This is a genomic window from Stenotrophomonas sp. YJH_SMC_40, from assembly GCF_059368615.1.
The window spans coordinates 208,137-230,381 of sequence record NZ_JCAFRX010000007.1; the positions used below are offsets into that span (position 1 = coordinate 208,137).

Annotated in this window: 18 protein-coding genes and 1 pseudogene; 7 read left to right on the plus strand and 12 right to left on the minus strand. The window is 66.6% G+C overall.

Features of this window, described 5'->3' with window-relative positions; all coding sequences use genetic code 11:
* Positions 1-161 precede the first annotated feature (161 nt).
* Together AC5P6X_RS15205 and AC5P6X_RS15210 are read right to left on the minus strand one after the other, a co-directional pair.
* Positions 162-869, minus strand: coding sequence for a YceI family protein (locus tag AC5P6X_RS15205; protein WP_005407837.1), 708 nt, complete (start codon positions 867-869; stop codon positions 162-164).
* 86 nt (positions 870-955) lie between these two features.
* A complete protein-coding gene (locus AC5P6X_RS15210) occupies positions 956-1,546 on the minus strand; it encodes a malonic semialdehyde reductase (protein WP_005407836.1) in 591 nt (196 codons plus the stop codon).
* A gap of 126 nt (positions 1,547-1,672) precedes the next feature.
* On the opposite strand from AC5P6X_RS15210, the gene AC5P6X_RS15215 reads away from it, so the two are divergent.
* From AC5P6X_RS15215 to AC5P6X_RS15240, 6 genes and pseudogenes are all read left to right on the plus strand, one after another.
* Positions 1,673-2,662: a mitochondrial fission ELM1 family protein gene (locus AC5P6X_RS15215; RefSeq protein WP_183153734.1), complete on the plus strand. Its 990-nt coding sequence runs from the start codon at positions 1,673-1,675 to the stop codon at positions 2,660-2,662.
* Positions 2,663-2,872: 210 nt separating this feature from the next.
* On the plus strand, positions 2,873-3,103 hold the full coding sequence (locus AC5P6X_RS15220; RefSeq protein WP_329757262.1) for a hypothetical protein: 231 nt from the start codon (positions 2,873-2,875) through the stop codon (positions 3,101-3,103).
* A 48-nt stretch (positions 3,104-3,151) separates the two neighbouring features.
* Positions 3,152-4,003 (plus strand): annotated as a pseudogene (locus AC5P6X_RS15225) (DUF2145 domain-containing protein).
* Between the two features lie 19 nt (positions 4,004-4,022).
* On the plus strand, positions 4,023-4,517 hold the full coding sequence (locus AC5P6X_RS15230) for a hypothetical protein (protein ID WP_099605784.1): 495 nt from the start codon (positions 4,023-4,025) through the stop codon (positions 4,515-4,517).
* Positions 4,518-4,549: 32 nt separating this feature from the next.
* Positions 4,550-5,062, plus strand: coding sequence for a hypothetical protein (locus tag AC5P6X_RS15235; protein ID WP_329757260.1), 513 nt, complete (start codon positions 4,550-4,552; stop codon positions 5,060-5,062).
* Between the two features lie 75 nt (positions 5,063-5,137).
* Positions 5,138-5,698: a queuosine precursor transporter gene (locus tag AC5P6X_RS15240; protein WP_005407830.1), complete on the plus strand. Its 561-nt coding sequence runs from the start codon at positions 5,138-5,140 to the stop codon at positions 5,696-5,698.
* A 520-nt stretch (positions 5,699-6,218) separates the two neighbouring features.
* Here the strand turns inward: AC5P6X_RS15240 and glnE are convergent.
* Positions 6,219-9,014 (minus strand): bifunctional [glutamate--ammonia ligase]-adenylyl-L-tyrosine phosphorylase/[glutamate--ammonia-ligase] adenylyltransferase, encoded by a 2,796-nt coding sequence (glnE, locus tag AC5P6X_RS15245; RefSeq protein WP_169448047.1) that lies wholly within the window; start codon positions 9,012-9,014, stop codon positions 6,219-6,221.
* A 422-nt stretch (positions 9,015-9,436) separates the two neighbouring features.
* On the opposite strand from glnE, the gene scpC reads away from it, so the two are divergent.
* Complete coding sequence (gene scpC, locus AC5P6X_RS15250) at positions 9,437-10,951, plus strand: succinyl-CoA:acetate CoA-transferase ScpC (protein ID WP_005407828.1); 1,515 nt, start codon at positions 9,437-9,439, stop codon at positions 10,949-10,951.
* Positions 10,952-11,124: 173 nt separating this feature from the next.
* Here the strand turns inward: scpC and hglS are convergent, their stop codons facing one another.
* The 9 genes from hglS to AC5P6X_RS15295 all read right to left on the minus strand — a co-directional run bounded on the left by hglS (position 11,125) and on the right by AC5P6X_RS15295 (position 22,222).
* Positions 11,125-12,489 carry a 2-oxoadipate dioxygenase/decarboxylase HglS gene (hglS, locus tag AC5P6X_RS15255; RefSeq protein ID WP_049418543.1) on the minus strand — a complete coding sequence of 455 codons (1,365 nt, stop codon included), beginning with the start codon at positions 12,487-12,489 and terminating at the stop codon, positions 11,125-11,127.
* Between the two features lie 166 nt (positions 12,490-12,655).
* The gene (locus tag AC5P6X_RS15260; protein WP_049448574.1) at positions 12,656-13,144 is read right to left on the minus strand and encodes a hypothetical protein; all 489 of its coding nucleotides are present in this window, start codon (positions 13,142-13,144) and stop codon (positions 12,656-12,658) included.
* A 31-nt stretch (positions 13,145-13,175) separates the two neighbouring features.
* On the minus strand, positions 13,176-13,928 hold the full coding sequence (locus AC5P6X_RS15265) for an HAD family hydrolase (protein WP_012478958.1): 753 nt from the start codon (positions 13,926-13,928) through the stop codon (positions 13,176-13,178).
* Positions 13,929-14,013: 85 nt separating this feature from the next.
* A complete protein-coding gene (locus AC5P6X_RS15270; RefSeq protein WP_005407824.1) occupies positions 14,014-14,430 on the minus strand; it encodes an EF-hand domain-containing protein in 417 nt (138 codons plus the stop codon).
* 232 nt (positions 14,431-14,662) lie between these two features.
* Entirely contained in the window at positions 14,663-15,034 is a 372-nt protein-coding gene (locus AC5P6X_RS15275) for a hypothetical protein (protein WP_322534231.1), read from the minus strand.
* Between the two features lie 398 nt (positions 15,035-15,432).
* Positions 15,433-16,146 (minus strand): M15 family metallopeptidase, encoded by a 714-nt coding sequence (locus tag AC5P6X_RS15280; protein ID WP_329757237.1) that lies wholly within the window; start codon positions 16,144-16,146, stop codon positions 15,433-15,435.
* Entirely contained in the window at positions 16,079-17,632 is a 1,554-nt protein-coding gene (locus AC5P6X_RS15285; protein ID WP_329757236.1) for a serine hydrolase domain-containing protein, read from the minus strand. The genes AC5P6X_RS15280 and AC5P6X_RS15285 overlap by 68 nt, the downstream gene beginning before the upstream one ends.
* Before the next feature lie 63 nt (positions 17,633-17,695).
* A complete protein-coding gene (locus tag AC5P6X_RS15290; protein WP_329757235.1) occupies positions 17,696-20,698 on the minus strand; it encodes a TonB-dependent receptor in 3,003 nt (1,000 codons plus the stop codon).
* Between the two features lie 51 nt (positions 20,699-20,749).
* Positions 20,750-22,222: a transglutaminase-like domain-containing protein gene (locus AC5P6X_RS15295; RefSeq protein WP_329757234.1), complete on the minus strand. Its 1,473-nt coding sequence runs from the start codon at positions 22,220-22,222 to the stop codon at positions 20,750-20,752.
* Positions 22,223-22,245: the final 23 nt, after the last annotated feature.

The following is a 22,245-nucleotide window of genomic DNA, read 5'->3' on the forward strand; positions in this document are numbered from 1 at the left end:
CCGCGCTGCGCGCGATAGTCGACTAACAGTCGACTCTACCAAGGCAGGTTTTCCGCGCAGTGCGGAGTTTCCGGGCGCCATCGACGCGGATCGAATTCGCAAAAAGAAGGCCCGCTTTTCAGCGGGCCTTCTGCCTTCTCACGACGAGTGAGCGGGGTGCATCAAGCCGCCGGCTTTTCGCCGGTGGCTTCGGTAGTGATGCGGATCTTCACTTCATCGCTGACGTTCGGGGCGTACGCGCCGACGCCGAAATCGCTGCGCTTCAGGGTGGTGGTGGCATCGAAGCCGGCGGCCGGAACCTTGGCCATCGGGTGCTCGCCGCCGCCGTTGACGGTGACGTCCAGGGTGACCGGCTTGGTGATGCCCTTGATGGTCAGGTCACCGGTGACGGTCAGCTTGTTGGTGCCAGCGGCTTCCACCTTGGTGCTCTTGAAGGTGGCATCGGCGAACTTGGCGGCGTCGAAGAAGTCGGCGCTCTTCAGGTGCTCGTCGAACTTGGCGGTGAAGCTGTTCAGGCCGCTCAGCGGCAGCTTCACTTCCACGGTGGACTTGGTCACGTCTTCGGCGTTGTACACCAGGGTGCCTTCGACGTTGCCGAAGTGCGCGCTCGGGTTGGAGAAGCCGAAGTGGCTCCACTGGGCCAGCACGTCGGTGTGGGTCGGGTCCAGCTTGTAGGTGCCCGAGGCGATCTTGATCGCTTCGGCGGCCGGCGCGGCAGCGGCGGCATCGGCGGCCGGGGTGGCGGCCTGCTCGGTGGTGGCCGGGGCGGCGGCATCGGCAGCCGGGGCAGCGGTGTCGGCCGGCTTGGAGCAGGCGGCGATGGCCAGGGTCAGGGCCAGCGGCAGCAGCAGTTTACGGGTGGCGCTCATCTGAGGAACTCTCCGGATCGTAGGGTGGGTACACGGTGCAGCAAGAGCCTGCCACGGGACAGCAGGCCCGAAACCGATACAACGACTTACGCGATGCGCGCCGCTTCGTCGAACGACAGGCGCGGCAGACGCGGGAACAGGCCCGCCGGGTCACCGTAACCCAGGTTGACCAGGAAATTCGACTTGATCGAAGTGCCGGCGAAGAAGGCTTCGTCGACCTTGGCCGGGTCGAAGCCGGACATCGGCCCGGCATCCAGGCCCAGCGCGCGCGCAGCCAGGATCAGGTAGGCACCCTGCAGGCTGCCGTTGCGGAGGGCGGCTTCGTGGCGGCCTTCCTGCGGGCCGTCGAACCAGGCCTTGGCATCGGTGTGCGGGAACAGGTACGGCAGCTTCTCGTGGAAATCCAGGTCGAAGCCGATGATGGCGGTCACCGGAGCGGCCATGGTCTTGTCGTGGTTGCCTTCGGACAGGGCCGGGGCCAGCTTGGCCTTGGCTTCCTTCGAGGTGACGAAGACGAAGCGGGCCGGCGTGGTGTTGGCGGCGGTCGGCCCCCACTTCACCAGGTCGTACAGTTCCTGCAGCAGGCTGGCCGGGACCGGCTTGTCGAGGAAGGCGTTCTGGGTGCGGGCAGTACGGAACAGCTGGTCGAGGGCAGCAGCGTCGAGCGCGTGGGACATCGGTGGATCTCCAGGGCGGCTAAGGGAAGTCAGTGCCCGCGGGCGGCGCGGGGCGAAACGACGAGCCGCAGTGTAGAGTGTCGCGACTGTTGCAACACCCAGCAGGGCTGAAACGAATTAATGCCAATGGTGAAACGATCGAGCGCGCCATGGACGGTCACTGACGGCCGTGCGGGCAATGTCCGCCAGGCGGTCGCGCTGGCCTCGGCGCTGCGCCAGGGCACCCACCGACCGCTGGTCCTGCAGCCCCGCGCACCCTGGCGCTGGCTGTCGCCGCGGCGCCTGCCGGGTGATGTGAACGGCTATGGCGAGGCTTTCGCGTCACTGGCCGCCGAGGCCCCGGCGCTGGCGATCGGCTGTGGCCGCCAGGCCGCCGGCGCACTGCGCGTCCTGCGGGCACGTGGCAGCCAGGTGGTGCAGATCCTCGACCCGCGCATCGGCGCACGCCACTGGGATGTGGTGGTGGTGCCCGAACACGATGCCCTGCGTGGCAGCAACGTGCTGACCCTGCTCGGCAGCCTCAACCCGGTGGACGACGACTGGCTGGCCTGGGGCCGCGCCGCGTTCGCCGGCTTCAGTACCTTGCCCGGCCCGCGCACCGCGTTGCTTGTCGGTGGACCGACGCCGCTGGCGCCGTGGGATGAAACGGCGATGGTGGGCGTGTTCCAGGCGCTGGCCGGGCAGATCCGCAGCGAAGGCGGCAGCCTGCTGGCGACCACCTCGCGACGCACGCCGCCGGCGTTGGCCGAGATCCTGCGCGCGACGTTCGCCGACCTGCCGCATGTGATCTGGGGCGACGGCGGCGACGGTACGAATCCTTATGGCGGCCTGCTCGGCTGGGCCAACCGCGTGGTGGTCTCGCCCGATTCGGTGAACCTGCTGTCTGAAGCCTGCGCCACGCGCATGCCGGTGATGGTGGCGCTGGCCGATACCGCGCAGGGCCGGCTGGCGCGCTTCCAGCAGCAGCTGCGCGAGCGCGGGCGGCTGCAGGCGCATTGGCTGGACTGGCAGTACGACCGCATCGAACCACTGCGCGAGACCGCGCGGGTGGCCGCGGAAGTGAAAGCGCGGCTTGGCTTTTCGCAAGAGCCCGGGAAAACAGCGAAGGAGTTGTAGAGTCGACTGTTAGTCGACTGCTGTTGGCGATACCGCTGAAAACCCCGCGCTGCGCGCGATAGTCGACTACCAGTCGACTCTACCGCGCAGCGGCCCAAGCCCCGCGACGCGGCCCTGGCCCGCCGTTACCCGATCGCCCAGCATTTTCTGAACATTTCGATCCGACTGTACGGTTAGAGTCCAGCGTCGCCCATCACGCTGAACGTCTTCATGCGCACCCTGCTCCTGCTGCCTCTGGCCCTGCTCGCTGCCTGCTCCACCACGCCCACCGAGCTGGATCCGATCTCGTATCAATGCCAGCAGCAGCTTGACGCGTACCGCGAACAGCCGGCGCTGCGCGATCCGAAGACTGGCCAGCGCCCGCCGCTGCCGGTGACCCCAATCAGCGACGCCTGCGACAAGGAACTCCAGCGCAAGGGCCTGGACCGCCCGCTGCGCTGACCGGCGTATGATCAGCGCGCGGGCCTGCCCGCCGTTGAAGGTATCGACATGGATCGTTTTTCCCGCCTGCCCCGCGCCGCGCTGCTGATCGCCAGCCTGCTGGCGACTGCACCGGCCTGGGCCAACAGCACCGAATGCCGCGAGCGCTACCCGAGCGTGGCCGCGCAGGCGGCGATGCTGGACGTGGCCTGGACCACCGCCGAGCGTCTCGATGCGCTGCCCGATGTGGACGTGGCGGTGGCCGCGCGCGGTGGCCAGGACCTGAGCCGCTACGGCCTGCGCCACAGCCACCTGGCCTTCCTGCTGCGCGAGGACGACGGCCGCTGGCGCGCGATGCACCTGCTCAACCGCTGCAAGACCGACAGCTCGCAGCTGTACCACGAGGGCCTGGGCAACTTCGTCGGCGAGAGCGGCGGGCATACCGACCTGCGCATCGGCGTGCCGTCGGCGCCGCTGCGTGCTGCATTGAAGGCGATGCTGGTGTCGCCGTCGATCCAGCCCAAGGCGCTGCACGAGACCAGGTACAACGTGGTCGCCTACCCGTTCGCCACCGACTACCAGAACTCCAACCAGTGGGTGCTGGAAGTGCTGACCGCGGCGATGGCACAGATCGAAGGCGCGCCGGCCATCGTCAAGCGCGAACAGGCGCAGCAGTGGCTGCGCCAGTAGAAGTACCAGCCCAGCGTGCTGCATATCGGCCTGGGCAAGCGCGTGGGTGCACGCCTGTTCATTGCAAACGCCACCACCACCGACCATCCGGCCGGCGAACGCATCTCCGGCAACTATTCGGTGGTGACGGTGGAATCGGTGTTCGACTTCCTGCACCAGCGCAGCCAGCTGCAGCAGGAACTGGTGATCCCCCATGTGCCGGTGGCCGGTGCTGCTGCCGCCACGCCCTGAATCCCGCGAGGAGAACGATATGCGTCCGCAGCCTGTTTCCCTGATGTCGATGGTGATCATTGCCGGCCTGCTCGGCGCGAACACCGCCCATGCCGAACGCCGCATCATCATCCTGCAGGACCCGGGTCCGCAGGGGCCGAGCCTGGAAATGTCCGCGCCCCTGGTTGCTTCGGCGCGCGCCGCCGCTGCCAAGGAAGCCCGGGATGCCGGGCTGCCGCCCGGCCACGGCGCATCGGTGAAGCTGCCGCAGATGCAGGTGAGCGCCATCGCCACCACCGTCGACGGCCGCCGCGAAGTACTGCTGCGTGATGCCAACAACCCGCAGAACACCGCGTCGATGCAGTGGCCGAAGCGCCCCGGCGATCCCGCCGTGCAGTTCACCGTGGGACAGACCGTGAACTTCGAGCCGACCGGCACCGACCAGGGATGGCAGGTGAAGGACAACCAGGGCCGCCCACTGGAATACCTGCCCGAGGCCACCGGCCCGCGCGACATTTTCGATACCCGGCGCTGAGCCGCCGCCCCCACGTTGACCAGGAGGTCTCCATGTTCCGTTGCCTGCGCATTCCCGCGTCCGCCCTGCTGCTCTCGGCGCTGCTGGTGCCCACTGTCCATGCTGGCGCCGCGCCGCAGTTGAACAGCAGCGAGGCCAGCGTGATCGTGACGTCGTTCGTGGTGCTGTCGTTGCCACTGGCGGCCTCGATGGGATTGTCCGAACTGTCCAAGGCGCCGTTCAAGGCCAGCGAACGCAACGGCCGGGCCACGCGCACCAAGGCAGTGCCGCTGCCGCCGATGGAGGTGAAGAAGGTGGAGACCACGCCGGAGGGCGAGCGCCAGGTGCAGCTGCAGGTGCCGGACAAGGCCGACCAGACCGCCACCCTGCGCTGGCTGGCGCGCGTGCATGAAGACCAGGCGGCAGGCTTCGTGGTCGGCCAGCAGGTGCACTTCGACCCCACCGAAGCCGGTGCCGGCTGGACCGTGAAAAGCGCGCAGGGCCAGGCACTGGCTTACGTGCCCACCGCCTACGCCGCTGGCGATGTGATGAGCGAAGCGCTGTAAAGCTGAACGACCGGTTTTGGCTTTGCCGCGGGCCGGGCGGATAATGGGCGATCCCCTTTGTCCCCCTGGCTCGCCATGTCCGTGCGTCCTGCCCCTCTTTTTGCCCCGCTGACCCCGCGCGCCCTGGTGCTGGCGGTACTGGCGATGGGCGCGGTGGTGCTGTTGTCCAACGTACTGGTGCAGTACCCGATCAACGATTGGCTGACCTGGGGTGCCTTCAGCTATCCAGTCGCGTTCCTGGTCAGCAACCTGATCAACCGCCGCTTCGGCCCGGGCCCGGCGCGCCGCGTGGCGTGGATCGGCTTCCTGGTGGCGGTGGTGTTGTCGGTGTGGGTGGCCACGCCGCGCATCGCCATTGCCTCGTGCTCGGCCTTCATCGTGGCGCAGCTGCTGGACATCACCGTGTTCGACCGCCTGCGTCGTGGCAGCTGGTGGCGCGCACCGATGGTGGCCACCACCTGCAGCGCGACGGTGGATACCACCATTTTCTGGTCGATCGCGTTTGCCGGTTCCGCCCTGCCGTGGGTGAGCTGGGCAGCGGGCGACCTGGCGGTGAAGCTGGCGATCGGCGTCTGCCTGCTGGCCCCGTTCCGCGCGTTGTTGTGGAAGATGGCGCCGCTGCGGGCCACCAGCTGACCGCACATGCTCTGGTGGGTGCCGACCTTGGTTGGCACGCTCCATCGGAGTTCATTACCGCTGGCGGATTGTGCCGACCAACGGTCGGCACCTACCAGGAGCGGGCATCGCAGGGCCATTGATTCGGTGGGTGCCGACCGTTGGTCGGCACCCCCTGCAGAACTCATCGCTGCCGACAGATTGTGCCGACCAACGGTCGGCACATACCAGGAGCGGGCATCGCAGGGCCATTGATTCGGTGGGTGCCGACCGTTGGTCGGCACGCCCTGCAGAACTCATCGCTGCCGACAGATTGTGCCGACCAGCGGTCGGCACCTACCAGGAGCGGGCATCGCAGGGCCATTGATCCGGTGGGTGCCGACCGTTGGTCGGCACGCCCTGCAGAACTCATCGCTGCCGACAGATTGTGCCGACCAACGGTCGGCACCTACCAGAAGCGGGCCATCGCAGGGCCATTGATCCGGTGGGTGCCGACCAACGGTCCGCACCCACCCAAAGTTGTTGCAGCATTTGCCCCCGCTCAGGCGAACGGCAACCCTGCGGCTCTGCACGCTGCCGTAATCGCGGCACACGCGTCTTCAATCGCAGGCGTGGTCGGCGCCAACCGCGGGCGCCGATCCAGCGTGCAGGCCAGGCCCACGTCCAGCAGCGTGGCATGCGCTCCATGCAGTGCCTGCGCGGTGGCATCCGGCAGGAAACCGGCAACCGCCAGCGCATCGATCAACGACGGCGTATCGCGAGGCTGCAGCAGCGCCGCATGCTGCGCACTGCGCGCCAGCACGCCGGTCTGCAGCAGGAACTCCAGGTCCACCACGCCGCCAGCACCCTGCTTCAGGTCCAGTCGTGCGGCATCGCTGCGGTCCAGCTCGGTGCGCATACGGCCGCGCATCTTCAGCACGTCGGCATACAGCACACCCATGTCGCGCTCACGCCCCAGCGTCTGTGCACGCACCTGCTCGAAGTCGGCCAGCAGGCTGGCATCACCGGCCACGCCGCGTGCGCGCACCAGGGCCTGGTGTTCCCAGGTCCATGCGCGTTCGCGCTGGTATTCGGTGTAGCTGGCCAGCGAAGACACCAGCGAACCCTTGCCACCGTCCGGGCGCAGGCGCACGTCGATGTCGTACAGGCGCCCGGCAGCCGTGACTGCACCGAGCAGCGCCATCACCTTCTGCGCCAAGCGTGCATACCAGCGGCCCGGCTCCAGCGGGCGCGCGCCATCACTGGCATCCACGCCGGCCGGGTTGTCGTGCAGGAACACCAGGTCCAGATCGGAACCGAAGCCCAGTTCAAGCCCACCCAGGCTGCCGTAGCCGATGATCGCGAAACGTCCGCCGGGAATTCCGCCGTGTGCGGCATGCATGTCCGCTTCGGCCATCGCCAGCACGGTGACCACCACCGCCTGCGCCAGCTCGGCCAGTTGCCGGGTGCTGTCCACCGCGCCCTGGCGGCCATCCAGCGTGGCCATCGCCATGCGGAAGCTGAGCGCCAGCCGCGTCTCGTTGAGCCAGCGCAGCGCGGATTCGGGATCCTCCACCGCCAATACCTGCTGGCACTCGGCCAGCATGCCGGCGGCATCCGGCATCGGACCGGACACGCGTACGTCCAGCAGTTCGTCCAGCAGCAGCGGATACGCCGCCAGGCGCTCGGCCAGCAGCGCGCTGCGCGCCAGCACATCGACCAGCCGCGCCAACGCGCTGGGCTGCTCGTCCAGCAGCGCGAGATAGCTGGTCCGGCGCAGCACCGCCTGCAGCAGGCCAAGCACACGCTTGAGCGCGGCGTCGGGTTGTGGCGAGCGCGTGGCCGCATGCAGCAGTGCCGGCAGCACGCGATCCAGCCGCGCACGCGCCGCATCGGACAAGGACTTCACGCCGGTGCCCTGGGCGAAATCGCGCAGCGACTGGTCAGCGCCGTTGGCATCGAGGAACCCGGCTTCGGCCAGCAGTGGTGCGTTGCTGCCTTCGGGCAGGCTGCGCCAGTAGTTGGCCAGCGCGTCAGGCGCGGCCTGGCCCTTGCGCGGCGCCAGCAGCGCGGCAAATTCAGTACTGACGCGCTGCTGCTGTTCGGCCAACGCCGCGCGCAGCACGTTCCAGTCCGCATGGCCGAGGCCGACGGCGATGCGTTCGCGGTCCAGCGCGTCGCTGGGCAGTACGTGGGTCTGCGCGTCGCGCAGCATCTGCAGGCGGTTCTCCAGCCGGCGCAGGAACAGGTAAGCCTCGCGCAGTGCGGCGCCATCCTCGGGCGCGATCTGACCGGCGGCGACCAGTGCATCCAGCGCCACCAGCAGGCGACGCTCGCGCAGTGCCGGCTCACGGCCACCGCGGATCAGCTGCAACGCCTGGCACAGGAATTCGATTTCGCGGATGCCACCGGCGCCACGCTTGATGTCCTCGTGCAACTCGCGGCGCGCGACCTCGGCGGTGATCGCCGCCTTCATTTCGCGCAGGCCATCGAGCGCGGTGAAATCGAGGTAGCGGCGGTACACGAACGGGCGCAGGGTCTGCAGCCATGCTTCACCGGCGGCGATATCACCGGCCACAGCGCGCGCCTTCAGCCACGCGTAGCGTTCCCAGTCGCGGCCCTCGCGCTGGAAATACTGGTCCATCGCCGCGAACGACAGCGCGACGCGGCCGGCGCTGCCGAACGGACGCAGGCGCAGGTCGACACGGTGGCTGAAGCCATCGACAGTGGTTTCGTCCAGCAGCTTGGCCAGGCGCTGGCCGAGGCGGGCGAAGTACTCTTCGGCGGCCAGCGCGCGCGGGCCATCGGATTCGCCGCCGTGCGGATAGGCGTAGACCAGATCGATATCGGAACTGAAGTTGAGCTCGCCGCCGCCCAGCTTGCCGAGGCCGAACACGACCAGCTGCTGCGGCGTGCCTTGGTCATCGGCGATGACGCCATGGCGCTGGACGAATTCCTGCTGCAGGGCCTCCAGCGCCAGCCGCAGGCAGTCTTCGGCCAGGGTGGTGGCGCCGGCCAGGGTCTGCGCCACGTCGTCCAGCCCGGCAAGGTCGCGCCAGATCAACCGTGTGGACATCGCCGCACGCCAGCGCCGCAGCTGTGCAGGCCAGTCGCTGGGCTGCAGCGGATCGAGCACCGGCGCCGGGATCGGCGGGCAGCCGGGCGTGGCCAGCTGCGCCAGCAGCGCGGGTTGGCGCACCAGGGTGTCCAGCGCGAAGTCGCTGGCCACCGCCAGCCGGGTCAGCAACGGCAGCAGGTCGGACGGGATGGGCTCTGGCAGGACCTGGGCCAGGCGCGCCAGGGCGCGGTCGACAAGAGGCTGCAGGGAGACGGGCAGATCAGCGGGGGCGAGGGTCATGCACTGATTGTATCGACCCGGCCGGGGCGCAACGGACCCGGTAGTGCCGGCCGCTGGCCGGCAACCCCGGTAACCTTCGGCAGCATCATCGGATCTGCCGGCCAGCGGCCGGCACTACCAAGTCAACGGATCTGCCGGTTAGCGGCCGGCATTACCAACAATGGAGGCCGCGTATTCATACTGGGCGACAGGCAATAAAAAAGCCCGCTTGCAGCGAACTGCCAGCGGGCTCTGCTCCCTCCCCCACGTCGGGATGCAGGACCATCGTGCGGGCTGCGAAAGCACTTTGCACGCTGCACTGCAAAACAAAACCGACGGGTTTGGGTGACCCCTGCGGGGAAAAGCCATTCCACGAAGGTAGAACCCCCCGTACGGATGAGGATGGCCGATAATCGGAATTCCCCCCAGCAACACGTGTCGTCATGTCTGTTGATCGCATCGCCAACGCGCGTCTCCGTGACCGCGTGGTCTCCGCAGAGGCCGCAGCCGCGCTGATCCAGCCCGGTGAAACCGTGGCCATGAGCGGCTTTACCGGCTCCGGGTATCCCAAGGCCGTTCCCGTCGAACTGGCCCGCCGCATCGAAGCGGTGCATGCCCAGGGCAACCCTTTCCAGATCAAGCTGATGACCGGCGCCTCCACCGCGCCGGAACTCGATGGCGCGCTGGCCAAGGCCGATGGCATCGCCATGCGCATGCCGTTCCAGAGCGACCCGGATGCGCGCAACCGCATCAACGAGGGCAAGCTGGACTACATCGACATCCACCTCAGCCACGTTGCCCAGCACGTGTGGTTCGGCTTCTACGGCGAGATCGATACCGCCGTGATCGAAGTCTCGGCCATCCGCGAGGACGGTTCGCTGGTGCCCTCCACCTCGGTCGGCAACAACAAGACCTGGCTGGACCTGGCCAAGAAGGTGATCGTCGAGGTCAACGAATGGCAGCCGGCCGGCGTCGACGGCATGCACGACATCTACTACGGCACCGCGCTGCCGCCGCACCGCAAGCCGATTCCGCTGGTGAACGCCAACGACCGCATCGGCGACACCGCGCTGCGCTGCGACCCGGACAAGATCGTGGCGGTGGTGCGTACCAACGGCCCCGACCGCAACAGCCCGTTCAGCCCGATCGATGCGACCAGCGAACAGATCGCCTCGCACCTGATCGAGTTCCTCAAGCATGAGGTGAAGAAGGGCCGCCTGCCGCCGAACCTGCTGCCGCTGCAGTCGGGCGTGGGCAACATTCCCAACGCGGTGCTGGCCGGCCTGGCCAAGAGCGGTTTCCGCGACCTGGCCGCGTTCACCGAAGTGATCCAGGACGGCATGCTCGACCTGCTGCGTGATGGCGTGCTGAGCTACGCTTCGTGCACCGGCTTCGCGCTGAGCCCGCAGGCCAACGAGACGTTCAAGGAGAACATCGATTTCTACCGCGAGCGCATCATCATGCGCACGCAGGAAATCTCCAACCATCCGGAACTGGTGCGCCGCCTGGGCTGCATCGGCATGAACGGCATGATCGAGGTGGACATCTACGGCAACGTCAATTCGACGCACGTGATGGGCACGCGGATCATGAACGGCATCGGCGGTTCCGGCGACTTCGCCCGCAACGGTTTCCTGTCGGCGTTCCTGAGCCCGTCCACCGCGAAGAACGGCACCATTTCGGCGATCGTGCCGATGGCCAGCCATGTCGACCACACCGAGCACGACGTGTCGGTGATCGTCACCGAACAGGGCCTGGCCGACCTGCGTGGCCTGACCCCGCGCAAGCGCGCGCAGGTGCTGATCGACAACTGCGCGCATCCGGATTTCCGTCCGCAGCTGCAGGATTACTTCGACCGCGCCAGCCGCGAGAGCTACGGCAAACACACCCCGCACCTGCTGCCGGAAGCGCTGTCGTGGCACCAGCGCTGGCTGGATACCGGAACGATGAAGGGCTGATTGCGTAGGGGGTCAGAGCCCTTTTCTGCCGAAAAGGGATCTGACCCCGATCATGCGCAACGTCGGGGTCGGATCCCTTTCCACAGGAAAGGGCTCTGACCCCAGCTACGGAATCGGGTAGAGCCGGCCGCTGGCCGGCTTCCCCAGCAGCCGGCCAGCGGCCGGCTCTACCTTCACGCGATGCGCAGGCTCGCCAGCGACTCAGCCTGCAGCCGCTCGTAGATCTCGAACTCGTCATGCACCGCCACGCCCAGCGCCTGCTCGAAGGCCTCGCGGTTGGCATGTGCGGCATAGGCGCGCTGTTCTTCACCACCCAGGTTCGACTGGAAGATGCCCGCGGCACTGACCGGCAGGAAATCCTCATAGACGATCGGGTCGGCCGTGGCCAGGCCGGCGGCCACCAGCACTTCAGCCGGCAGATCCGCCACGCGCTCGGGCGCGGCACGGCCGGCGTCGGTCAGCTGGTAGCGGTAATAGCCCAGTCCTTCCTGGCGCAGCGTGTCATGGTCATCCGGGAAGCTGGCGAACACCGCCTGCAGGCGTTGGCCGTAGTCGCCACCGGTGCTGCCTTCGCCACCGGCATCGCGGGCCTGGGACAACAGCTGGTCGTACAGCGCGCGGCCCTTCGGGGTGAGCGCAAGGCCGCGTTGTTCGATCTCGCCGAAGCGCGCGGTATGGGTGCCGGCATCGCCGCCTTCGCCGCCCGGGAAATGCACGGCCTCTTCCAATGCCTTGAAGCTGGTCTGGCGCAGCAGGATCGGGCAGGCGCGGCGCGGCGGGCCTTCGATCACCGCCTTGGCGGCCATGCCGTGTTCGATCATCGCCGCCTGCGCAGCGTCGATGTCCAGCGTGCGCGGGGTCAGGTGATTGATGTGCGGGCCACGGAAACTGACCACGTCGGCCACCAGGCGGTGCGCGTTGTGCAGCGCGTGGTAGGTCGGCAGGTCGACGGTGGCATCGCCGTGCCAGCGGAAGGTTTCCAGCGCTTCGTCGACGAAGCGTTCGGCATCGGCCTGCGACAGGCCGCCGTCACGCTCGGCCTGGTCGATCAGTGCCAGCGCGCCGTCGGTGAAGATGCGGCGGCGCGCAAGGATCTTCGCCGATTCGGCACGCAGCGCTTCGTCTTCGATCAGCTCCAGGCGCAGCAGCGAGGTGAACACGCGGAACGGATTCTGCGCCAGCGCCGCGCCGGTGAGCGGGCGGAACGCGGTGGAATGCACCGGCACGCCCGCGACCGACAGGTCGTAGTAGCCGACCGGGTACATGCCCATCACGGCGAACAGGCGGCGCAGCGTGGCCAGTTCCTGCACGGTGCCCACGCGGATCGCGCCGTGGCGCTCTTCATCCAGGCGTGCGCGCTCGTCGTTGCGCTGCAGCTGCGCGGCCAGCGCCGGGTCCTGCTCCAGCACCTGCGCGTTGATCCGCTCCACCAGTTCCACCAGCGTGCCGTACAGCGGCACTTCGGTGCGGTACATGCGGGACATGGCCTGTGCGAACAGGCGGCGGATCACATCAGGCGAAACCAAAGAGGCGCTCATCAGTCACTCGATTACGGGAACGGGGGAACAGCTCGGACCCGTATTGTCGCCGGAGCGCGCGGTGGCGGCGATATGCAGAGCAACATGAAACAAACAGGTAGTGCCGGCCGCTGGCCGGCAATCTCCGGATGCCTGGAAGGGTGCAATTACCGGCCAGCGGCAGGCACTACCGCTTGAGCTGGCGCTTCAGGGTGGCATCCAGGGTGATCGGCCGGTCCCAATGCTGGTAGCTGGCCACGATGGCGTGGCGCACGGCACGGTAATGCAGGTTGTCCGGATTGGTGGGCATCCGCTTCACCACCGCTTCCCAGCCGCCGTCCGGGTCCTGGCTGAAGGCGCGCACGCTGTCGCGGCAGGTCTGGCCGCTGGCCTTGGCCCAGAAGCAGGCGAAGTAGATGTCCCCGGCCTGCCAGCCATGGGTGGTGAACAGCGCGCTGATGTAGCCACGGGGCACGTCGGCATAGCGCGATACCTCATCGAGAAAGGCATCCGGGTAGCGTTCGGCGTAATGGTTGATGTCCTGCAGCTGGGCATCAACCCAGCTGTCGCCGGTTGCCACCTCATACGCAGCCGAACGCTCGGCGGTCTGCTGGGCCAGCACGGTGGCCGGCGCCAGCAGCAGGGACAACAGCAACACGCGCAGTCGGTAATTCATGCCCCGATTCTGCCGCAGCCGCCGGGCCCTGTCAGGCCGCCGCAGCGGCCTTGGCTTCGATCGCCGCCAGTGCGGCCGGCCAGTCGTGGGCGGTGTCGGCGGTGACCATGCGCGGTTCATCGTCGGCCACGCCGTGCTGGGTCTCGTGGGCCCAGGTCACCGCGTACGGGGTATGCACGCCCCAGCCACCCAGGGTAACCACCGGCTCGATGTCCGAACGCAGCGAGTTGCCGACCATCACGAAGCGCTGCATGGGCAGATCGAACTCGGCCAGCACGCGGGCGTAGGTTTCCGGGTCCTTCTCCGAGACGATCTCGATGCGCGGGAACAGCTCGCCCAGGTTGGCGACCTTGATCTTCGCTTCCTGGTGGAACAGGTCGCCCTTGGTGATCAGCACCACCGGGTAGTGCTCGGCGATGGCCGCCACCGCTTCGCGCACACCGTCGATCAGTTCGACCGGGTGGCGCAGGGTGTCGTGGCCGATATCCAGGATGCGCTGGATGTCCTTCGCTTCGATGCGCTGGCCGGTGATGTCGATGGCCGCTTCGATCATCGACAGCGTCATGCTCTTCACGCCATAGCCGAAGGTACCCAGGTGGCGCTGCTGCACTTCCAGCAGGTGGCGCGCAGTCTGGGTGTCGTGCACGTCGACGTAGCGCGACAGCAGGTCAAGGTAGTCCTGCTCGGCCTTGCGGTAGTAGTCCTCGCTCTTCCAAAGCGTATCGTCACCGTCAAAACCGACCAGGCCGATGGCGCGCGACGGCGCAGGCGTGGAGGTGTTCATCGCGCAAGGATACAGGGGCCGTGGTGACGAAAAAAAACCCGGGCGGCCCAAGCCGCCCGGGTTCCCATACGCCCCGATACAGGTCTTACCTGCCCTGCGCACCCTGCGCTGCGCCGCCGGCGCCGGCCTGCTGGGCGGCCACATAGGCCTTGTACTCATCGGCGCTCAGCTCGCCGTCCTTGTTGGTATCAGCCTGGTCGAACACCTGGGCCAGGCCCGCGTTCACCTGCGCCTCGGTCTTGCTGATGGTGCCGTTGCCATCGGTATCGATGCTGGCCCAGGTCTGGCCACCGCCGTTGGCCTGCGCCGATGCGGCTGCGGCAGCGTTGGTCGCCTGGTCGGCGGCCTGGCCGGCCTGTGCAGCTGCCTGCTGGGCCTGTGCGGCCTCGTTCTGCGCATGCGCCGCCTGCTGCTTGGCCGACTGGGCCATCGCCGGAATGGCCAGCACGCTGCCAGCGGCGACGATCAGGGCGATCAGGGGCTTGCGGTTGCGAATAGTCATCAGGGGTGTCTCCTGCCAATTGGGTGGTGTTGCGCGGCGTGTTGTCTCCGCACGGCACCTACCCTGCCACCCCGTTTCTGAATCGATTTTGCCCCGCGACCGGCGTCAACACGCACCATTAACCACTCGCCCCCGCGCATGCATTAGCACGGTGGTTAGCAGCAAGTGAGCAGCTCATAAGATGCGCATTCAGCGCTGCCGGATTTAACCGGCAACCAACGAAAAACCTGCGTCAGTCGACGGTTTTCTCCGATGACCGCGAACTGAACAACACCCAGCCGAGCGCAACACCGGCGAGCGCGCCGGCGATTTCCAGCACCACGCGACTGCCGAGTTCGTTCGGATCGTGGATGGTGGCGAGGAACAGGCGCGCGTACAGCGGCGACTCCAGCCGCACGATGCCCATGTAGAACAGCTTCCATGCATCGATGCCGGCGGAGATGATCACGGCGATGACACAGGACCACCCGATCGCGTGACCCGCTGTCCAGTGCAGGAGCCGGCACAGCCGCGACCACAGGAAGTACACCAGCAGCCCGACCAGCAGGGCGATGGCGCCGGCTTCCAGGGTACCGAGCAGGCCGAAGTGCAGGGGAAGGTTCATCGGGTGGGCAGGGATGAAGAGGCGGCCAGTGTAAGGGATCTGCCCCGGACCCAATCCGGTAGCCACAGTAGATCCACGCCATGCGTGGATGAATCTCCATCGAAATCGAGTATCTCGACGATTGAACAAAAAGCAGCCGATGAACAAAGAGCAGCCGAGTATGGGCTCGGCTCTACAACGGACCGCGCGGGAAACTGTCAGAGGCTGGGCGGTGCCGGAGTGCGGGGTGTCAGCCGCATGGATGCGGCTGCCAAGCCTCCATGGACGGATTTACGGCGTCCCCGCACTCCGGCACCGCCCAGCCAACCCACGGAACGCACGCTGTTGCTGTTGGGTCTGATGTTGCCGGCCAGCGGCCGGCACTACCGCGGGTGCAGGGCGCAGCCCTGCCGATACCCCTACCGCACCGGGACGTCGTACGCGGTGCCGGGATCCGGTTCGGGCTGCAGGGTGTAGTGCCACCACTCCTGCGGATAGTTGACGAAGCCACGGCGCGCCATCGCCTGCACCAGCTGCTGGCGGTTCGCCTGCTGCACAGTGCTCAGCCCGCTCGTCCGGGTATGCGCGCGCGGGCCAAAGAAATCGAAGTCGGTGCCCATGTCCAGCGGCGTGCAGCCGCCAGTGCGGCAATCCAGCAGGCCAAGATCAACCGTGGCGCCACGACTATGGCCAGAACGCTCGGCGATGTAGCCGTCGGCCAGCAGCCGTAGCTTGTCCAGGTCCGGGTACTGCTGTGCCTTGCGCGAGAGTTCGCGCGGATCGTTCACCCAGGCCATGAAGGCCTGCACCGAGCGCACCGGCCGGTAGCAGTCGTAGAGGCGCAGGCCAAAGCCCTGCGCGCGCAGATCCTGTTCTACCTGCGCCAGCGCTTTCGCCACGGGCGCCAGCAGGTAGCAGGATGGCGCCTCATAGCCGGGCACGCGCGCGCCGGTGAAGTTGTTGGCATTGGCGTATCGGATGTCCATGTCGATGCCTGGCGACAACGTGCGGATCTCCACCAATCCGGCGCTGGCCGCATCAGTGGCCGGCGAAACGCGCGGTGGCTCAGCGGCGTTGGCGGTCGCCGCCAGGGCAGTCGCCAGTACGAGTGAAATGCAGGTCCTGGAAGTCATAGCTGAAGTCGATGTCCGGATCGATGGCACGCAGGTCCAGTGTCGGTGCCGGGCCCTCGCCCGGCTGCAGCCACGCCTGCGCCTCGTCACCCAGCGTATCCCAGCGCAGCAGCCAGCGCCCCTGCAGTTGCAGCACGGCCGCTTGCAGCCTGGGCGACTTGTCCACGCTGAAGCGCAGGCCATCCTTGCCCGGGCAAAGCGAAGCCGGGCCCAGCCAGGGGTCGGAGTAGCGGCCCTGCCAATGCGGCAGGTCATTGCCACGTGCCGGCGGTGCGGCGGTGGTCGCTGGCCGTTGATGGCCAGATGCTGCCTGCGCTGCCCGGTCAGCCTTCAGTTCGGCCAGGTACTCCATCGCAGGGCGCGCATCGTCTGGTGCGGTGAAGCGCTTCAGCGTGGCCTGCATCAGCGCCGTGCGTGCATCCTCGCCTTCGCCGTTGATCAGCATCACCACGCCGACCCTGCGGTCAGGAAGCAATGCCAGCGACGAGTACATGCCCGACAACGTGCCGGTATGCGCCACCTTCCACTGCCCGTCCATGTCCGACACCCGCCAGCCATATCCATAACCGTAGAAATGCGCGTTGTCCCAGCGCCTCTGGCGTTCACCCAACGGCATCGGCATGTGCAGGGTCCACAGCGTGCGCCGCTGCTCGCTGCCCAGCCAGTCCGGCACCAGCGCGGGATCGAGCAGCACCTGCATCCAGCGTGTCATGTCGCGCAGCGAACAACGGATGCCTCCCGCCGCCATCGAGGGCAGGTCCGGGCTGATCGCAGCATCGGCGTTCACCACCTCGTTGCGTTCACCACGCCGGGCATGCGGCTGCGCCACGTTGCCCTCGCGCTTCACCGACCACACCCCCACCTGGCAGCGCGTCATGCCCAGTGGCTCGAACACCTGCTCGCGCATCAGCTGGTCATATGGCTTGCCACCCGCCGCCACCGCCACTTCACCTGCCACCACATACATCAGGTTGTCGTAGGCGTAGTGGCTGCGAAAACTACTGACCGGCTTCAGGTGCGCCAGCCCGGCAATGATGTCGGCGCGGGTGAACGTGTTCGGCTCCGGCCACAGCATCAGATCACCGGCGCCCAGGCCAAGGCCGCTGTTGTGGATCAACAGGTCACGCACCTGCATCTGCTGGCCCACCCACGCATCGTGCATGCGGAAGTTGGGCAAGTGCCGCTGCACCGGATCATCCCAGTGCAGCGTGCCCTGCTGCACCAACCGCGCCAGCAGCGCTGCGGTCATCGCTTTGCTGTTGGAGGCGATCTTGAACAGCGTGTCCTCGTCGATATGGCCGCCATCGCCGCGCGCGCCCTCCGCATGGCGATAGACCACCTGCCCGTTGTCGACCACTGCCATCGCAAGCCCGGGCAGATGTTCGACCCGGACCACGGTGGCGACATCGGCATCAATTGAAGCGGTGTCGATGGCCGATGCCGAGGGTGCGGCCAATGCGGCCGCAAGGATCAGCAGATGATGCATGGGTGTTCCTCACGGGTGCGACCCGGCACCCACGCCGCCCATTGGGACGGCGCGGATCGTGCTTCAGTAGTTCAGGCTCACGGTCAGCTGCGCATAGCGCGGTGACTGGAAGCTGGTCGGCCACAGGAAAGTGTCGCTGATGTGACCAATGGCGTTTTCCTTCTCCTGGTCAACCGACATCCTCTTCTGCTGGTTGGTCAGGTTGTAGATGGACAGCTTGACCTTCAGGTCGGCCTCGCCGAACTGCTTGTTCCAGGTGATGTTCGCACCCAGTTCGTAGGTCCACGGCATGCGCCCGTAGCCGCCACGCGGGGAATGTTCGTAGACACGCTCGGAGGGAACACTGGACGTGCAGTTCTGCACGCAGATGTAGTAGCTGTGGAAGGGTTTGGTATTGCCGCTGGGGTTGCCCACACCGAATCCGGTGACCGGGCCGCCGGAACGGGCATCAAGCGTGGCGCCGACCAGCAGGCTCTCGGTGATCGCATAGCTGCCGCGCAGCTTGAACTGATGGCGACGATCATTGGCCAGGTAACCATAGCCTCCACGGTTGACCCATGGATCATCGAAGTTCTCGGTGCGGCCGGTATCGGCGAAATCGGTATCGGAGTTGACCGGCCCCTCGGCGTTGCCGCGCCCATAGGCCAATGTGTACGAGGCATTCATCGCCCACTTGCCGTCCCAGCCACGGTCCAACTGCAGTTCCAGTGCCTTGTAGTCGCGACGCGGCTTGTCCCAACCGATCTGGCCGATGTAATTGCCCTTGTCATCGTACTGGGCAAAGCCTTCCTTGCTGGTGTCCACGGTCAACCAGCCATCGGAGGTGCCGTCGCAGTTGGTATCCCCCCACACGGTGACCTTCCTGCCCGGGTTGGCCATCACCCAGCCCACTTCGGCGTTGCCGCACTGCGCGCTGGCAGTGATATGCATGTCATCGATGGCGTTGTGCAGCTTGCGGTAGATGCCACGCACCCCATAGGACCAGCGCTCGTTGAGCATCTGCTGGAAGCCCAGGATCAGCTCGTCCTGGTAGACCGGATCCATGTCACGGTCCACTTCCGAGCGCAGGTCACCCACGGTGCCATCGCCCTGCGAGTTGTCCACCGGCCCGATCTGCGCACCGGTGCGCGGCACGGCATAGCGGCTGCCATTGATCTCGCGGATGTCCCAACCGTTGAAGGCATAGTAGGTGCGTTCATCAAGCAGGCCACCGGCCTGCTTGATGTTGATCACGTTGGCCACCGGCAGGTAGTAGCGGCCGATGTTGCCGAACAGTTTCATTGCACCATCGCCCTTGATGTCCCAGGCGAAGCCGGCACGCGGCGCCCACATGTTGTCCATCTTGATGTAGCTGCGACCTTCGGCGTCCTTGTTGTCGAAGGTCTCCATGCGGATGCCGAGGTTCAGCAGCAGGTTGTCGGTGACCGACCAGTTGTCTTCCAGGTAGTACGCCGAATTGGTGCTTTCGAACTCACCCCCCACTTCATTGCGCCGCGCACGCACGTAGGCGGTAGTGCCCGCTGGTACCACGCCGCCGTTCTCCAGGATCGAGCCGGGGGTGGTCTTGTAGACGTTGTAGTAGAACGCACCGGGGCCCGGATAATAGCGGTCATAGGTGGACACGTTCTTCTCGTGATCCACACCGAAGCGCAGCAGATGGGCGCCCAGCTGCCACTCGAAATCCAGCCGCGCCTGCTCGCGGTCATCCACGCGCGACTGCACGGTAGAGTTGGTGGTACAGCCCAGCGGTACGCCTGCCGGAGCCAGTCCGCTCTCGGCCACCACGCGGTTGCACTCCAGGTCGGTCATGCTACGCTGCGAGGCATAGCGCTGGTTCTTGCCGTACATCGCACGCACCGACAGGCCTTCGGTGAGCTGGCCGTTGTAGGACGCGGCCCAGTTCTTGCCGCCGTTGGTTGTGTAGATCTCGTTGGTCTTGGCAGTGGGCTCGCCCTTGGCCAGGTCGAAGCCGTAGACGTCGTAGGCCCAGTTGTCCTTGTCCGAGAATCCCATCAGCGACAGGCGGTGGTTGTCGTTGATCTGCCAGTCCAGCTTGCCGCCCCAGAACGGGTCGTTGGTGCTGCCCTGGTTGAAGACGTTGCCATCGTTGTTGGTGTACTGGGCGCGATTGTCGCGGATCTCGTACATGCCGAAGAAGAACAGGCGGTCCTGCACCAGTGCACCCGAACCCCATACGTTGAGGCGGTTGGTGGTGTGCTTGTCCTGGCTGCCGATGATGTACGGCGTACCGTCAGCGGTGTAGTGATCGTTCTTGCTGGACTGCCAGGCACGCGGCTCGAAGGTGTACTCGACGCCAGCGTGGAAATCGTTGCTGCCCGAGCGGGTCGCAGCGTTGATCACGCCGCCGGTGGTACGGCCGAACTCCACCGAGTAACCGCCGGTCTTCACCTGGAATTCCTGGAAGAACGCGAACGGTGCCGACGAGAAGCCGACACGGTTGTAGAAGTCGGTCACGTTCAGGCCATCGATGTAGACCGCATTCTCGGCCACCGACGAACCACCGAAGGAGATCCCCTGCGCACCCAGCGAGCCTTTGCCCGAGACCACGCCCGGCGCCAGCATCGCCACTGATTTCAGATCCTGGTCGACCGGTAGCCGCTCGATATCCTGGCGGCTGAGGTTCATGGACGAGTCGGTGGAAGTTACGTCCACCATCGAGATGACCTGAGGTGCACGCACCTGCACGGCGCCCAGCGTGCTGATGCCCGAGACCGGCACGTTGACCGTGGTGGCGTTGCCCAGTGACACCGTCACTTCACCCACTTGCGCAGGCGCGCCGCCAGCCACCGCCACCTCCAAGGTGTAGGTGCCTACCGGCAACTGCGGTATGCGGTAGCTGCCACTGGCGTCGGCCTTCACTGAACGCGAGAAACCGGTGGCAGGATTGCGCACGGTTACGGTAGCGGCCTCCAGGCGCTGGCCCGAATCCGTGACCAACCGGCCGACCACCGAACCATCCTGTGCGAATGCGTTGGGCGCGATCACGCCCAGACACGCCCCGAGGGCGACGCACAACGCCGCCCGCTTGATGCTGTAAGCCTTCATCCCCTGCTCTCTCCTGCAAGAATTGAATGGTGTGGAATGCGATGTGTCGCGCTAGCGTTGCCTGGCTGGCAGTACCCGCCACTGGAAGTCGTAGCTCCATTGGTCGAAGTACAGGTTGCCGCCTGCCCACTCGGCCTCGCCGCGCTGCGAGTCGACCGTTTCCGAGCGGAAGTGCTGCTTGGCCGGCACGAAGGGCCGGCCGAAATCGTCGTTGAAAGCAATGCGGTAGCCGTCGAGGCCACCCAGATAGAAATCGCGCAGTGCAGGCACATCGCTGGCAAGCGCGCCGGTGGTCACGTCCATCGGCAGCCAGCCGTATGGCGCCAGGTAAACCTGTCCCCAGTCATGCAGGTTGTTGTAGCCGCTGCCATCGTCGGAGAACACCATGCCCGACTGCCAGCGTGCAGGAATGCCGTTCATGCGCAGCAGCGCAATCAGCAGCAGGGTCTGCTGGCCACAGTCGGCATGGCCGGCGCGCAGCCCGTAATCGCTGATGTTGCTGAGCGTCGAGTATTCGCGCGCACCGGCCCATGGAATGCGGTCCACGGCAGCAAACAGCTTGCGCACCACTTCATAGGGGCGCGTCTCGCCCTGCAGCACCTGGTCGGAGAACAGCTTCAGCGCCGGGGTGAAGCGCACATGTGGCAGCTGCTCGGCCAGATAGGGCTTCAATGCGGGATCATTCGGGGTGGCCTGCACCTTCGCGGGATCGATCGCGGTGTGTCGCGCGAAGACCGTTACCGCATAGCGGATCTCGAACCGGGTCGTCTTGCCGGCTACGGCCTTGGCTTCCAGGTAGGCGGTGCGCTGCAAGGTACTGGCCGGAGCCACGCGCGCCTTGCCCGGGGCGCTGCCCAGCCACTGCACCTGCTCCTGCTGGCCCGGGATCTCGCGCGGGTATGGAATCCAGGCACGCACGGTTTCGCCGGCTGGCACGGCGTCGGCCTTCACTGTGAGCGACTGGGTGAACTCAATGCGCTGCGGCAGTACGGACGCCTGGCCACTCTGTTCGGCTGCGGCAAGCACGCGCGCGTGGTGCGCGTTGAGCACTTCGTTCGGGCCCGGCGCCGGCATCGGTGCATCCGCGCGGCGGCGTGCGCGTGCTTCGTCACTGAGCAGGAACAGGTTCGACGGTGCGCGCTTGAAATACCAACGCGTACCATCGATATCGAGATGCTCGATCAGGCCGAGTTGATCCCAGCGCGCGAACTCCTCGTCGGTCAGGTCGGGAATCCAGCGGCGCACGGCCGCCTTGGCGGCGGTTTCGTCGAGGGAAAAATCCTGGCGGATGCGGCGCATGCGCTCACGCTGGAACGCGCCTTCGGCAGCATCGCTCCCGGCCGCCAGCAGCGCATCGGCGTCGCTGAAGCGGCCGCTGTCGATCAGGTCGATCACCTGCGTTTCGCGCGCACGCTGCTGGCTGCTGCGCCCGTCTGCCGCCTGCGTGGCCGACGCCCACAGCAGCAGCGCGGCACACAGGCCGGCAGCAGCAGGCAGACGCGGTTTGCGAACGGCAGGATCCACAGCGACACTTCCCCAGCGCGGGT